This window comes from Pseudanabaena sp. UWO310, assembly GCF_006861605.1.
GTDB lineage: Bacteria > Cyanobacteriota > Cyanobacteriia > Pseudanabaenales > Pseudanabaenaceae > Pseudanabaena.
The window spans coordinates 1-13,485 of the sequence record NZ_SELU01000096.1; the positions used below are offsets into that span (position 1 = coordinate 1).

Annotated in this window: 11 protein-coding genes; 6 read left to right on the forward strand and 5 right to left on the reverse strand. The window is 45.2% G+C overall.

The features are described 5' to 3' along the window. Positions 1–121 precede the first annotated feature (121 nt). The 3 genes from PseudUWO310_RS23745 (at position 122) to coaD (ending at position 1,144) form a co-directional block, all read left to right on the forward strand. On the forward strand, positions 122–253 hold the full coding sequence (locus PseudUWO310_RS23745; RefSeq protein ID WP_263363486.1) for a hypothetical protein: 132 nt from the start codon (positions 122–124) through the stop codon (positions 251–253). Beyond that, entirely contained in the window at positions 231–554 is a 324-nt protein-coding gene (locus PseudUWO310_RS21615) for a DNA-binding protein (protein ID WP_143190436.1), read from the forward strand. The genes PseudUWO310_RS23745 and PseudUWO310_RS21615 overlap by 23 nt, the downstream gene beginning before the upstream one ends. A 113-nt stretch (positions 555–667) precedes the next feature. Continuing rightward, positions 668–1,144 carry a pantetheine-phosphate adenylyltransferase gene (coaD, locus tag PseudUWO310_RS21620; protein ID WP_040688723.1) on the forward strand — a complete coding sequence of 159 codons (477 nt, stop codon included), beginning with the start codon at positions 668–670 and terminating at the stop codon, positions 1,142–1,144. A 114-nt stretch (positions 1,145–1,258) separates the two neighbouring features. Here coaD and PseudUWO310_RS21625 read toward each other — a convergent pair whose 3' ends face one another. Beyond that, positions 1,259–2,962: a ShlB/FhaC/HecB family hemolysin secretion/activation protein gene (locus PseudUWO310_RS21625; protein WP_143190428.1), complete on the reverse strand. Its 1,704-nt coding sequence runs from the start codon at positions 2,960–2,962 to the stop codon at positions 1,259–1,261. Between the two features lie 290 nt (positions 2,963–3,252). After that, positions 3,253–6,405 (reverse strand): DUF4347 domain-containing protein, encoded by a 3,153-nt coding sequence (locus PseudUWO310_RS21630; protein WP_143190429.1) that lies wholly within the window; start codon positions 6,403–6,405, stop codon positions 3,253–3,255. 623 nt (positions 6,406–7,028) lie between these two features. Between PseudUWO310_RS21630 and PseudUWO310_RS21635 the strand changes: the two genes are divergently transcribed. Beyond that, the gene (locus tag PseudUWO310_RS21635; RefSeq protein WP_143190430.1) at positions 7,029–7,400 is read left to right on the forward strand and encodes a hypothetical protein; all 372 of its coding nucleotides are present in this window, start codon (positions 7,029–7,031) and stop codon (positions 7,398–7,400) included. A gap of 351 nt (positions 7,401–7,751) precedes the next feature. Here PseudUWO310_RS21635 and PseudUWO310_RS21640 read toward each other — a convergent pair whose 3' ends face one another. Together PseudUWO310_RS21640 and PseudUWO310_RS21645 are read right to left on the reverse strand one after the other, a co-directional pair. After that, the gene (locus PseudUWO310_RS21640) at positions 7,752–8,528 is read right to left on the reverse strand and encodes a peptidylprolyl isomerase (RefSeq protein ID WP_143190431.1); all 777 of its coding nucleotides are present in this window, start codon (positions 8,526–8,528) and stop codon (positions 7,752–7,754) included. A 225-nt stretch (positions 8,529–8,753) separates the two neighbouring features. Then, positions 8,754–9,311: a photosystem I assembly protein Ycf4 gene (locus PseudUWO310_RS21645; protein ID WP_143190432.1), complete on the reverse strand. Its 558-nt coding sequence runs from the start codon at positions 9,309–9,311 to the stop codon at positions 8,754–8,756. Positions 9,312–9,676: 365 nt separating this feature from the next. On the opposite strand from PseudUWO310_RS21645, the gene PseudUWO310_RS21650 reads away from it, so the two are divergent. After that, positions 9,677–10,255 (forward strand): hypothetical protein, encoded by a 579-nt coding sequence (locus PseudUWO310_RS21650; protein ID WP_143190433.1) that lies wholly within the window; start codon positions 9,677–9,679, stop codon positions 10,253–10,255. Between the two features lie 142 nt (positions 10,256–10,397). Further along, positions 10,398–11,204: a RibD family protein gene (locus tag PseudUWO310_RS21655; RefSeq protein ID WP_143190434.1), complete on the forward strand. Its 807-nt coding sequence runs from the start codon at positions 10,398–10,400 to the stop codon at positions 11,202–11,204. A gap of 348 nt (positions 11,205–11,552) precedes the next feature. Here the strand turns inward: PseudUWO310_RS21655 and PseudUWO310_RS21660 are convergent, their stop codons facing one another. Further along, complete coding sequence (locus tag PseudUWO310_RS21660; RefSeq protein WP_143190435.1) at positions 11,553–13,268, reverse strand: ArnT family glycosyltransferase; 1,716 nt, start codon at positions 13,266–13,268, stop codon at positions 11,553–11,555. Positions 13,269–13,485 lie beyond the last annotated feature (217 nt).

Consider the following 13,485-nt stretch of genomic DNA (forward strand, 5'->3'; position numbering starts at 1 on the left):
GAATGACGGCTATAGCTAAAGCATCTAAACTTTTATTCAAAGATTTAGTCGATATGCTGACTTAAAAAAAGTGCGATCGCTATTTTAGCGATCGCTTAAAAAATTGGAAGAATCTGCTAGAGTGAAAGTTCAAGAATATATCCAAGAAGATGGCTCAAACCCCTATCAGAAATGGTTCGATAATCTAGATGCGATCGCTGCGGCAAAAGTGATAAGAAAAAATGACAACTATCCCCCTAACACGAGACTTTAAAGAAACAGTTAATGCAAGAGTCCAAAGAGATTCCGCATTTGCCGCAGCTTTACTTGATGAAGCTATTTCCCTTTTTCTCAATGGCGAACCAAAAACTGCAAGACTTATATTGAGAGATCTGGTCAATGCAACCATCGGATTTGAAGAACTAGCGATCGCCACATCTAAACCTAGCAAAAGCCTTCATAGAATGCTCTCTGCAAAAGGAAATCCCACAATGGATAATCTCACTGCCATTCTCAAAGTCTTGCGTCAAACTCTTCAAGTCGATATCAAAGTACGGACTGTTGCTTCCGCTTAAAATATCTGCCACAAAAATCTCAGATCGTTACAAAAATTACAAATCTACTGGGGCTTTTGTAGCGATCTACTAGCAACAGGTATAATTGCTTGCATAGTGATTTGGTGACTGCGTTGATTGCTATTTATCCAGGTAGTTTCGATCCGATTACCTTTGGGCATCTCGATATTATTAAACGCGGCAGTCATCTCTTCGATCGCGTGATAGTTGCGGTTTTACGAAATCCCAATAAAACGCCTCTATTTACGATGGAGGAAAGAATGTTACAGATTCGCGAAGCAACCCAGTATCTCGACAATGTTGATGTTGATACCTTTACGGGTTTAACCGTCACCTATGCCCATCTCAAACAAGCACAGGTTTTAATTAGAGGCTTGCGGGCCGTTTCAGATTTTGAATTGGAACTGCAAATGGCGCATACCAATAAGACCTTGGCAAATGACATTGAGACGGTTTTTCTATCTACTTCCAATGAATATAGTTTTTTGAGTAGTAGTGTAGTGCGGGAAATTGCTCGCTTTGGTGGCGAAATCGGGCATCTGGTAACCCCGCAAGTAGCGATCGCCTTAAGACAAAAATTTCAACAATAAGTCGATCGTACTATTGCAGTTTTCATTTTGCCTACAGCAAAATGAAAACTCTAGAACTAAAAGCTGAGTGGCGGCGCTTCGCGCCGCCACTCAGCTTTTAGTTCTAGATTGAGCCTAGAATTGATAGCCGAGGCTGAAATATAAGGACTGCTCCTGCACGTTAGTACCGCGATCGCTGAGGTTGACAAAGGGAATGGCGAAATCCAAACGCAAATTTAGGCGCTCCACTGGCGTGTATAGAAACCCGACACCACCGCCAGCCAAGAAGTTTTGCGCGGGCAGGGTATTGGGATTTTTAGCGTTATTCCACACACCACCAGCATCTAGAAAGGGGATAATTTGCAGGACTGGCGCACCTTGGTCGTTGCGAACGATGGTATTGCGATTCTCTAACGAAAATCGAATGCCATTATCGCCAGATCGGGCATTTTGACGAAAACCACGCAGGGACTGACCGCCTCCAATAATAAACTGTTGCGAAGGCAGCAAGGGATCGGCAGATAGTTGGGCATCCAATGAGGCGATCAGCAAAGAGTCCGTACCTAAGACTTGCAAGCGCTGCACCTGTCCGAGCCAGCTAAAAAACGAGCCGCTAGGGGTAGTGACATAGGTCGAACCGAATAGCCCTGTACCGAGATTGAACTGCGATCGCAACGCCCAAGTACCTGAAAGGTCACGCAGGGTATAGTCCTGCCCGAAGCGAACTACGCTGGTTCTGCTAACGCCATTAGCATCGGGACCAGTACCAAAGGGCGTAGCGAGATCGTTAAAGGAAAATGTTTGCCCGTTTTGATAGTTATAGCCCAAGGTCAGGGCAAATTCTTCGATGCTCGATCGCCATAAGGGTTGTCGAAAACTGACATCGTACTGAGCGTTATTACCATTGATGTTAAATACATCAAAAGGAGTTTGGGTGATGCGGAAATTACTAGGCGAATATTGCAGCGTCAGAGTTCCATTCATGGGATTGAGCGGCAAATTATAGGAAAAGCTATATTGATTTGAGCCTCCCGTCGTAGTTCGGTAATAGGCTGCCGAAAGGGTATCGCCATTGCCCGTGACATTGCGATAGAGTAATCCCACGCCCAAGCGTTCCGCACCTACCGCAGGGGGAGAGTAGTTATCGAAGCTACCAAATCCGCCAAATTGATTGGATTCTTCTACTTTTACAGAGAGAATACTGCTATCGGGCTGGCTCCCTGCTTTCAGGCTTGCCTCAACATTCTTAAAAATTGGGTCTGCTCGCAGCAATCGCAACTGGTCTTCGATTTTAGCGGTATTGGCGGGAATGCCCACGCCTAACTCAAGGCGCGATCGCACATAATCGGGATTAGTATTGTTTAAGCCTTGAATTTCGATCTTTTCAATTCTGCCTTCAATTACGCGAATGGTGACAACTCCATCGACAATTTGATTGGAATCAACTTCGGCGCGAGATGTTGTATAGCCGCGATCGGCATAAAGTTGGGATATCGATCGCGCAGCTTTTTGGATTTCGGCGGCGGATACTTGTTTGCCTTCAAGGGTTGCGGATATTTTGGCGATCTCGCTGCTGAAGTCGGCATTGTCTGATAGGGTGCTGCCGATGACATTAACCTTTTTGATAGCGATCGCCTGTGCGACTAATGGGGGTGATGCGGGCGCTGGCGCGATTTCATTCCCTACTGAATTGGAACTTTTGGGAGTATTAAGGAAATGGATATCTTTTTGTTCTAAAGCCGATGCTTCCATGAGGCATGAGTTGCAACCAATAGCGGCAAGGAGAGAAAAACTCGACAATGTAACAATAAGGGGGGTGAAGGCTTTGGGGCTATTCATTTTGATTTTCTATTTGATCTTCTATTTGATTTTCTAAATTAAGTTGGCAGGTATATCTGTCTGCATTTCAAGGGTTAGATCCCCCCCAGCCCCCCTTAAAAAGGGGGGAGAATTTTCTTCTTCCCCCTTTTTAAGGGGGATTGAGGGGGATCAAGACAATTCTTAAATGGGGTCAAGGGGAATTGAGGGGGATCTAGACAATTCTTAAATGGGTTTTAAGAATATGTTTATTTGAAGGCGATGGGAATTGGTTGCAATTCATTCGCGGACGATCGCAAACTAGCTCACCATTATTTAGAGATAGTGGTAAGACATTTTTGATCGAGAATTCCACTGGAATTTTGCGAACAATCAGTATGATGCCCATCAACTTTCTTATCTGCGGCATCCTGCCATGGCGCTTTGTAGGTGTTTGTTGACAAGAAAGCGTTGGTAATCGTGATGGGATTAGATGTAACGGGAGCCTTGGAGGCGATCGCGCCGCTAATCGTAAAAGTGCCTAGACTAGTTGGCAAGGATTGCAAACTTGCGATACCTGAGGCATCGGTAGTGGTGGTGTAGGATGTCGTTTCTCCTGAAGAAGAAGTAACGGTAACCGTGATGGGAATATTCGGAATTGGGGTATTGGAATTGTTTTCCGTAAGCTGAAAGCCCTTGTTACCGTTCACAGGCGAAATAGTATAGCCCTGCACTTCTACTGCGCCGATGTCAACCACTCCTCCCACAATGCGGCTGTAGCCTCTTTGGTCTGCGGTTGCGGTTACATTATTTCCTGCATTGATGACGGGGCTAGTGGGCTTAGGCAATTGGGTTTGTGTACTGCCGCCATAGTTGCCGAGGGGTAAAAGTTGCGGATCGAGGCGGTTGCTGGCATTGCCCAAGAGTGTGCTGGTCGTGAAGCCCGTACTGCCTGTAGTATCACCGATGAGATTGTTGCCATTATCGACAAACGCGCCCCATACATCGGGGCTAAGCGTTCCCGTGCCTGAATTATTTTTAGTATCAAAGTTGGCAGCGATGATCGTATTGGCAAGGCTGACCGTGCCAAAGTAGTTGAGGATACCACCACCAGTATTGTAAGGTTGAGCAGTTGATGAATTGGCTGAGTTATTGCTAATCGTACTGCTGTTAACTGTTAACGTACTGCCAACATTAAAGATAGCACCACCGCCAAATACAGCAGAATTGCCAGACAGAGTGCTATTGATTATTGATGCTGTGCCATACATGAAAATAGCCCCACCATAAAAACCAGCAGAATTGCCAGACAGGGTACTGTTAGTAATATCCAAGGTGGAACTATTGTTGTAAATAGCCCCACCATAACCATCCGTAGAATTGCCAGCTAGGGTACTATTGCTGATGGATATTGGGGCAAAGGCGTAAATAGCCCCAGCACCAGATTGACCATAATTACCAGACAGGGTGCTATTGCTAATATTTATCGCACCACCTTGAGCAACAATCGCACCGCCAACATTAGCAGCATTGCCAGACAGGGTGCTGTTGGTAATATTTAGTATGGTGTTAACGCTGTAAATAGCACCGCCAAGACTAGCATTATTGCCAGACAGATTGCTGTTGCTAATATTTACCGTGCCACCACCACTGTAAATAGCGCCTCCATATATACCACCATAATTGCCAGACAGGTTACTGTTGCTAATATTTATCGTGCCATTGTTATAGTTGACAATAGCACCACTAGCAAGAGAATTGCCATTCTGAATAGTCAAATCGTTGAAGGAGACAGTAGGAGAACCAGTGATGTAGAAAATTCCGTTGTTCCCATTTAAGCTCCCATCAATAACCGTATTTGTCTTGCCATTTCCATTAATCGCGAGGCTGTTAGCAAAGATAAGTGCGCCGCTGGTCAGGTAGATGATCTGTCCATTGATGGCAGGATCAAAGGCGATCGCGTCGCCATTCAAGGCGATCGCAATGGCATCGCGTAGCGACCCCGTGCCGCTATCACTCACATTCGTTACCGTATTTGTTGCCAACGCATATTGGTACGCATTTGTTGCCTTACTATCAAAGGCGATCGCGGCGGGGCTTCCGCCTGTCTGATATTCCAAATTCCAGTTGCCGCCTGAGGCAACACTTCCCGTGCGATCGCTGGAAGCGGCAACCTCATGCCCTGTCAATCCTTTAATCGACTGCACAAAAGCGGCTCCTTCCTGTCCTTTGGCAAGGTTACAGGCATAGAGCAACACGATCGCTGATGGCGAGAGCGCTTTGCCCCATGATTGCAGTTCGGCGGCATAGTTGGCGATGTCGCTGCTGTTCACAAAGTCTTTGCCGAGCCAGAAGTTGCCTGCATTGCCTTCCGATACGATATGCAGGCTATTCGCTCCCGTGATGCTGGCAAGGGTATCCGTCACTTGCTGGATGCCTTGATTGCTGGCGATGACGCTGATTCTGCTTCCGCCTTTGGTTCCATCGATGAGGGTTTGGTAGTCTTTGACAGCACTATCGATAAATACGACGTTCCATCCCTGTTGGATATTAGGGGCGTTTAGGTTCGCTTGACTGCTGTCATAGCGATCGGCGAGTAGGTCTATTCCTGTTGAGCTTAGGCTGCCACTAATAACGGCGCTTCCTGCTTGGGTTGGAGTATTGGCACTCCCTGTTAGCAATTGCGATAGATCTAGTCCTTCAATCGGGCGGCTGTTCCCTACGGCTTGCTGGTCGGCGATGGGTAGATCCAGACTTAATAAACTTCCTTCAGGGGTGATCTTTACGTATTTCCCATCGGGGGTGGCGGTGATGTTAATTTTGCCATTGGGAGCCTCTATCGTTCCTGTGTTAATCACGATTCCACCCGCGAGGGTGATGCTGTTCCCATTCCCTACGGTGAGGTTCCCTTGATTGACGATCGCACCTTTTGTCTCTCCTGTGGGAATTGCGGTAGAGCTACCCGTAAAGGCGAAGGCGTTGGGCGTTCCGACGAGAGTTTTGATCTCTGCGAGGCTGCTGTTAATCCCGAACCATCCATTCCCAACCTGAATCCCTGTGGCAGTGCTGGCGGTGAAGGCGGCGGGGACGTTTAGACTTGCGTTTGCTCCGAAGACGATGCCCGATGGGTTGATGATATATAAGTTCGCATTCCCCCCAGTTACTTGGATCAGTCCGTTAATTATCGATGGGTTCCCGCCCACCACTCGACTTAGGATATTTTGGACACTCGGTTGACTGATAAAGTTGGCAATTTGTCCTTGGCTTAAGCCGAATTCTTGGAAGCTATGAAAGAGGTTGGCTCCCGCTTGCGTTCCCCCTGTTATGTCTATCGTTTTTCCATTGGGAAGGACTAATGTCCCCGTTCCGTCTGCTGCGGGGACAATCCCCTGTGCCTTCGTAGGGGCTGCGCTGAAAATCTGAATTGTAGCAGTAGCGATCGCGAGGATAGCTCCCTTCTTTAAGACCTCGATCAAGAATTTCATGGGCTTATATATTGAGAATCTATATTCTTAAGCCTATAGACTACTATAAATTTTAATATAAATCCTGATATGTATGTGACTGGGTATAGCTAAAAGCCATATATAAGCCAAAGTGCTTACTGTATATATAGTAAAGGTTTTATGGTTGCAATTGATAAATTTGGTAAAATTAATAGGATATATATCATTAATATATCAACAAAATTTTATATATCAGCAAGAGTTAAGGTCATTTAGACTTCAGTAAGGCTCCATTATCTTAATAGGATTTAATACTATTAAGTAGCTAGGCATAAGTAACCTTAAAACCTAGAAGAGCGTACCGTCCGCGTAGCGGACAGTACGCTCTTCTAGGTTTGGTTTTTTAATTATGCTTAACTGCTTAAATTGGTTGGTACTATATAGCTGCCGCCAACCGTATCAGGACATAAAACCCCAAAGAGAGTTGCCGCGCGGAGCGCGGCAACTCTCTTTGGGGTTTTGATTTTGTCCTAACAAAACTGGCGGCGGCTATAGCTTAAAAAAACTGGCTCAAAAAACTGGCTAGGACTATAAGGTTTGAGATAAAGTAGGAGATAGGTGGCTTCTACATTGTGTTGTTAAATCTCAAGGAGCATAAACCGATGAAATTATTAATAGCAGCGATCGCTTCTCTCGGAGCAATGGGGACATGGGTATCCTCAGCCATGGCAGATGTATCGATCAATATTAGGCTGGGATCGAGTCCTTCCTATCGTTCTCATACCTCTTACTCTGGCTACAACTCTGTTCCCTATTATCAAGAACGTTACGAATACCATAATTGGCATAATAATGGGTCAGTTATTGTCAAAGAAGTCTATCCTTCGTCACCTTCTTACTACGGTAATTCTCGGTATAGGATTAATTCGCCAACGGTAATTTATAGTAACCGCTCCAATAACTACGACTGGCAATACAACCACGATCGCGGAGAGCAATACATTATCGAGAAGAGAATCATTCGTGTCAGATAAACTCAAAAAAGAGGGAGACGCAATGCATCTCCCTCTTTTTTGTAACGAACTTGAAATATTGACTATACCAAGCTAAAAAATGGCGCAGCCATTTCTTAACTTCAGTTCGGGTTAAGCTGGCAAATTTTAAAATCCCAAAAGTAAAAGCCTTGCTCCGCAAGGCTTTTACTTTTGGGATTTGAGAAAGGGTTGGCTACGCCAACCCTTTCTCAAATCTCGTTTCAAATTATCCCGAAATCACGTTTGATACCAATTCCCAAAATGGCAACGCCATTTTGGGAATCTCAAAACCTGACTGGGTTTGGTGTTTAATTCACAAAAGTGTTGTCACACTTTCGTGAATTGGTATGATTAGGTGGGTTGTTTGAGATTTTCAGCACCTTTAGTGATCGTGATCGACTCAATGCGATCGCCGACTTGAATTTTATCGATTAATTCCATACCTTCGGTCACGTAGCCAAACACCGCATAGGAACCATCGAGGAAATAAATATCATCGAGGGCAAAATAAAACTGACAGGACGCAGAGTTAGGAGACTGAGATCTTGCCATCGCGATCGCGCCCTTATTGTGACGCAATTTGGGCTTTTTGGTAGGGGGTAAAACTTCACCATAGACAGGCTGCTTCGCCCCATCAGGCAAAATTTCTAAGGGAATATAACGGGGCTGAGATGAGACGGGATCGATAAAATTACCCGTACCATTCCCAAGGGGATCGCCACCTTGAACCACAAAGGGGGTTGGCTCCTTAACTACCCGATGGAAATTCAAACCGTTATAGACTCCGCGTTTGACCAGATCGACAAAATTCCCTGCGGTCACTGGGGCATTGTCACCATCAATATCGATTTTAACGATTCCAGATTTTAGTTTTAACTCTACGGTGGCTGTTCCCTTAAGCTGGACAAACTTAGCAATGGCAGGATCTACTGAGCTATCCGCAGGCTTAGGAGAAGCGGCATCGGTATTGCTAGCCGTAGGTGATGCCGACTTAGGGGCGCTACTAGCTGTAGCTGTGGTGCTAGAAGATGAGGTCGGAGAGGAAGTAGCAGAAACGCCACTACTGCTACTACAACCAGTGATTAATAAACTCGCTGCTAAAACACAACTAAGGAGCCAACGTAACATTTTTATCCCTTTAATAATTTTGATAAGGTTTTAGTAAGGTTTTACAGTGCTTTGCGCTCTAACCCAAACCGAGGAAATTTTTGAAAGCCTTGCTAAGCAACACTTTCAAAAATTTCCTTATGGTTCGTTTGATCGATAATTGCTGTAATAAAAATTAGGCATAATAAAAAACCTAGAGTCAAGGTAAGAGCCTGTGGGGCACGCTGCGCCACAGGCTCTTGGTTTTTATAAACCTTCTAAGGGCACAGACAAAAACTTAGCAATCTCGGCAGCTCGATCTTCAAGAGTAGCCAAAGCAATTGGTTGACCTACTTCCGATAGGGGCAGATCGCCTTTGCCCTTTACCCGCAAATATAGCGATCGCTTTGGGCTTAACCCATTGCGAATTTCGACACGGACAGCTTGGACATCAGCGATCTTGTAAGTAAATTCGATGTTTTTATTCTTACTGCGCCCACGCCGAAAAATTTTCACTTTGCCCGTATTGCGATCGAACTCGTTGTAGCCACTGCCATAATCGATCGCCATCACGTATAGCAGATATAGCTCTAGCAAGGTTCCCGCCACTCCATAAAAGGAAAGCGCCAGACCTTGGGGCACAAATTCTAATTGCAGTGGTTCGGAAAGAGGTAATAAGTTGATTTTTAAAAAACTAGATAAACCTGCGAGCAAAAATCCCGACGCACCTATGGCAACAATAACCGCAAAGCCATAGTTACTAAAGCGTCGTGACCCGACAATGTCATATCGCAGAACATTGGATTGAGATTGTGTAGTTACCATCGGTTGAAATAATATTGCAAAATTACTAGGGAAAACAACAGTATATAGCGGCTTGCAGCCTCTAGCATAGCGAATGTATATCTGCCCCCAAAATAATGTTGCCGCGTGGAGTACGGCAACATTATAAAGCCCGTAAAGTTGTGCCCCGCAGGGGCACAACTTTACGGGCTTTGGTAATTTATTTCGCACCAGTACTTGCACCAGTACTTGCACAAGTACTTATGGATACTTATGGATAGAAGTCGATCGCGATCGGACGATAGGTTATGATGCAAAAGATTTGCTAAAGAAATAATGCGTAGAGTATCTTGCATAATATCGAGTAACTCAAGTCACTTACCGTCAATTACACCTCCAAATTAATCGTGAAAAAATCACTCAATTATTCCTTAAAGCAAAGTATCCTTGCCGCGATCGCTGTTAGTTGTGTTGCGGTCGTGTCATCCTGCCAGCAACCACCTGCACCAACCGCAACCGAAACCACCAAAGCCACCGCTAAGCCTACTGCCTCCGCATCAGCATCTCCTTCCGCATCAGCATCTCCTTCTGCCTCGGCATCTCCCTCCGCAAAACCCACCGAATCATCATCCAATAAAACTCCTGCTAGCCTTGATAAAATTGCTGGGGAATATAACGTAGTTTTAGATCCTAAAGTTTTGGCTGAAGCTGAAAAAGAAGGCGTTAAGTCTGTAACAGGTAAATGGACGATCAAACCTGAGGGTTCTTTTGAAGCCAATCTCAAGGCAGTTTCTACTAAGGACGAAGTACAAGAAATCAAGACCGTTGGTAAATTTACGATCGAAGATGGCAAGGCTTTTTCTCAAGTGGAAACAGTAAATGGAGAAAAGCCACCTCAACCCGCTCCCAAGGTTCCCTATACACTCTCTGCCGATGGCAAAGAACTACAGGCGGATGGTCAGCCAGTAAAATTGGTTAAGCAATAATTTTTTAAGCTCCTTGTTTTTTAGGCAAGCAAAATCGCTCGCCGATTTTACTTGCCTTAGTGGAAGCTTATTAGAAGCTTTATCAGGAGCTTTATTTAGAAGCTTTATCAGGAGCTTTATTTAAAAGCTTTATCAGGAGCTTATGTATAACTGCCTATTTTCTTCTCACGATCGCATCTATAACTTTGAAGAATTGGGATTTCCTACCACAGGCATAGATTTTGATTGTGAGAATTTAGGCGATCGCCAGCAGGTTTTAAAGCGTCCCTATATCGTCTTTAATATGGTGTCTAGCGTCGATGGGAAAGCCACAACCCATGCTGGTCAACTAACAGGTTTAGGATCGCGCCCCGATCGCCTACTAATGAAAAGATTGCGATCGCAATTTGATGCCGTGCTAGCGGGTGGAACGACATTGCGTCATGATGCCTTCATTCCGACTATCCCTCCCGAATTAGCCGAGGAACGTCAAAAAAATTTCCTCCAACCCCAGCCCCTTGGCATAGTGATTAGCACTTCAGGTGATTTGCCGCACGATCATCGTTTTTGGGATGCGGGTAAAGACCTACGCGTTGTCTTAACGGGGGAAGATACCAAGATTGCGGATTGGCTGATGGAGAAGGCACAAATTTTTCGATTTCCAACCCGCGATCGCCAGATCGATCTCAAGCTGGTTCTATCCAGACTGTTCGAGCAGCTTGGGGTAAAGCGGCTCTTAGTGGAAGGGGGACCTAGTTTAAATTATGCGCTAGTCTCGCAGGGCTTAGCTGACGAGCTATTTTTGACCTTATCGCCTCACCTAGTGGGCGGTGTGGATAATATGACGGTTTTAGGTGGCGCAGGCTTTGGGCTTGGTGGGAGTGATTTACCAAAACTCAAATTGCGATCGCTTTATCACCACGATTCGGAACTGTTCTTACGCTATCAATTGAACGCGTCATCGAAATAATACCAAGTTAAGAAATGGCTACGCCATTTCTTAACTTATAGCTACAGTCACTTGACTTAGGACAAATCAAACCCCAAGAATTGATGGGCGGCGCGAAGCGCCGCCCATCAATTCTTGGGGTTTATGTCCTATTAGACTTGGCGATAGCTATAATTGACAAAAGTGAATTAAAAAACAAACCCAGTAAGGGACTTGCGAGAAAATAAGATACCAGTCCAGATTTACCAGAATCGGTGGCGCGGCTCCGCCGCGCCACCGATTCTGGTTTTATATTTGGTACTTCATTAAATCGTAAGTCCCTAAGGTTTTGAGATTCCCAAAATGGCGTTGCCATTTTGGGAATTGGTATTATCCATAGGGACGTGGATAGGGTTTGAGCATTGGGGATGCGCGATAGACAGGGAATATCTGCACGGCTTGCCCACCACGCTTGATGGGAATGTCAGCAATCTTTTCTAACGATTGGAAGTAATCTTTATACTTATCTAGAGGCTGAGGGAACTTCTCATCCTTAATGAATAGCTCTGAGGTAATGTAAAGTGAGGTCTTCCCAACAAAATCTTCAGCCTTGCTCCAATAGGCAAATCCGCGCAGGTCTTCATCGAAGCAGGTAACTTTTTTGCCCAATGGCTCGATCGCCATACCCACCTGTCCCGCGACAAAGAAGTTATTGCTAAATACAAAATCGGCTTTCTGTAATTCCGCTTTTAAGGGTGAATTCACAAAGGCTTGACGTAGCTGCTCGATATCAATCATTTGCGTTGAAGGATCGTCCTTTGCCTCCCAAAAACCTCCCGCGATCGCTGCGTCGCCCCCTTTCTGAACGATGCCCCAATGCACATGCAGTAAGCCCACTAGCAATAGCGGCAAAATTGCCATGCCCGAACCCCAGAGCCAATTACGAATAAATTGCGGACGCTTTAACTGTACCTGAGCGGCTCTTTCTCCTAGCAAAAGGGTTGCCCCAAAGAATCCTGGCATATGCCAAGAAGGAAGAATTTGGATAAATCCGCCCATAAAGGTGAACCCAAAGAAAATGGGCATCGATACGCAGAGAATGAGCAATCTTTTCTTTCGCAATAGATCTTCAGCGATCGTCGATTCAGTCGATTCCTTAGTTACATCTTTAGTTACATCTTTTATGGCTGTTGCATTTATACCTGAATCTATACCTGAATCTATACCTATTGCATCCCCATCTTTCTTGTTCGGGGAGATGCTCCCCATTAACAGTTCTCCTGCGGTACGAAAGCTCGTCCACCATAAAGGAATCCCAAAGGATGGAAAGAGATAGCCAAGCGCTAGCAGAATCGTCACCAATAATCGTTCGAGGTTATAGCCTTGGGTGGGTACGGCTCGGCGGCTCTGAAATCGAAATGAAGCCCATTCATGTTGAGAATTCCAGATTAAAACTGGAGAGATCGCGATCGCAAATAAAGCGATCGCCGCCAGCGTCCATTTTGAAAACAATGCACCACGATGACGAGGGCTAAGCAGACAAAATAGCACCAATCCGCCGCCCAGCAGCAAGCCATGATATTTACCAAGAAAGGCAAGCCCTACACATAAACCAATAATCGCTAGTCGATAGGTCGGTTGGTATCGATCGCTATGCTCGGAAGGAAAGAATTCCTCTGCCGCAACCCACAGACAAGCTGCCCAGAAAAACATCAAAGGATTATCGGGCAGGGTGAGAATCCCAAAAGCAATCTGAAAGATCGGAATTGTCGTGAGAATCGCCAGAGTTAATGTTGCCGTGCGCTCCCCAAATAGTTTTTTACTCGCTAGATAAGAGAATATTAACGTTCCTGTATAAAGTAAAATTCCGCCAATCCTCAGAGTAAAAGGTGTGACCACACCACTCAGCCATAGCCCGATCCCAGCAGTAAGGGCAACAAGGGGTGGATGATCGAAATAACTTAAGTTGAGATTTTGGGTATAGAGGTAATAGTAAGCCTCATCAAAACCGATATTGAGATAGATAGCGCATACAGCCCTAAACAGGAAACCCCACAATAATATGGCGATCGCCCACTTATGAATTTTCACTCTGGATTCCTTCATTTAATGTATAGCAGTCATAAATATTTTGAAGAAGCGCTCACCTTATGGTTACGCGCTTCCTCAACCCCATAGCATCACTTGAGTTAGTTATAACCCCAAAGATGAGTGGCGGCGCTTCGCGCCGCCACTCATCTTTGGGGTTTTATGTCCTAAACAAAACTTGCATTGCTATTGAAACGAATAATTTGTCAGCCATATAAATATAGCTGAAATAAAT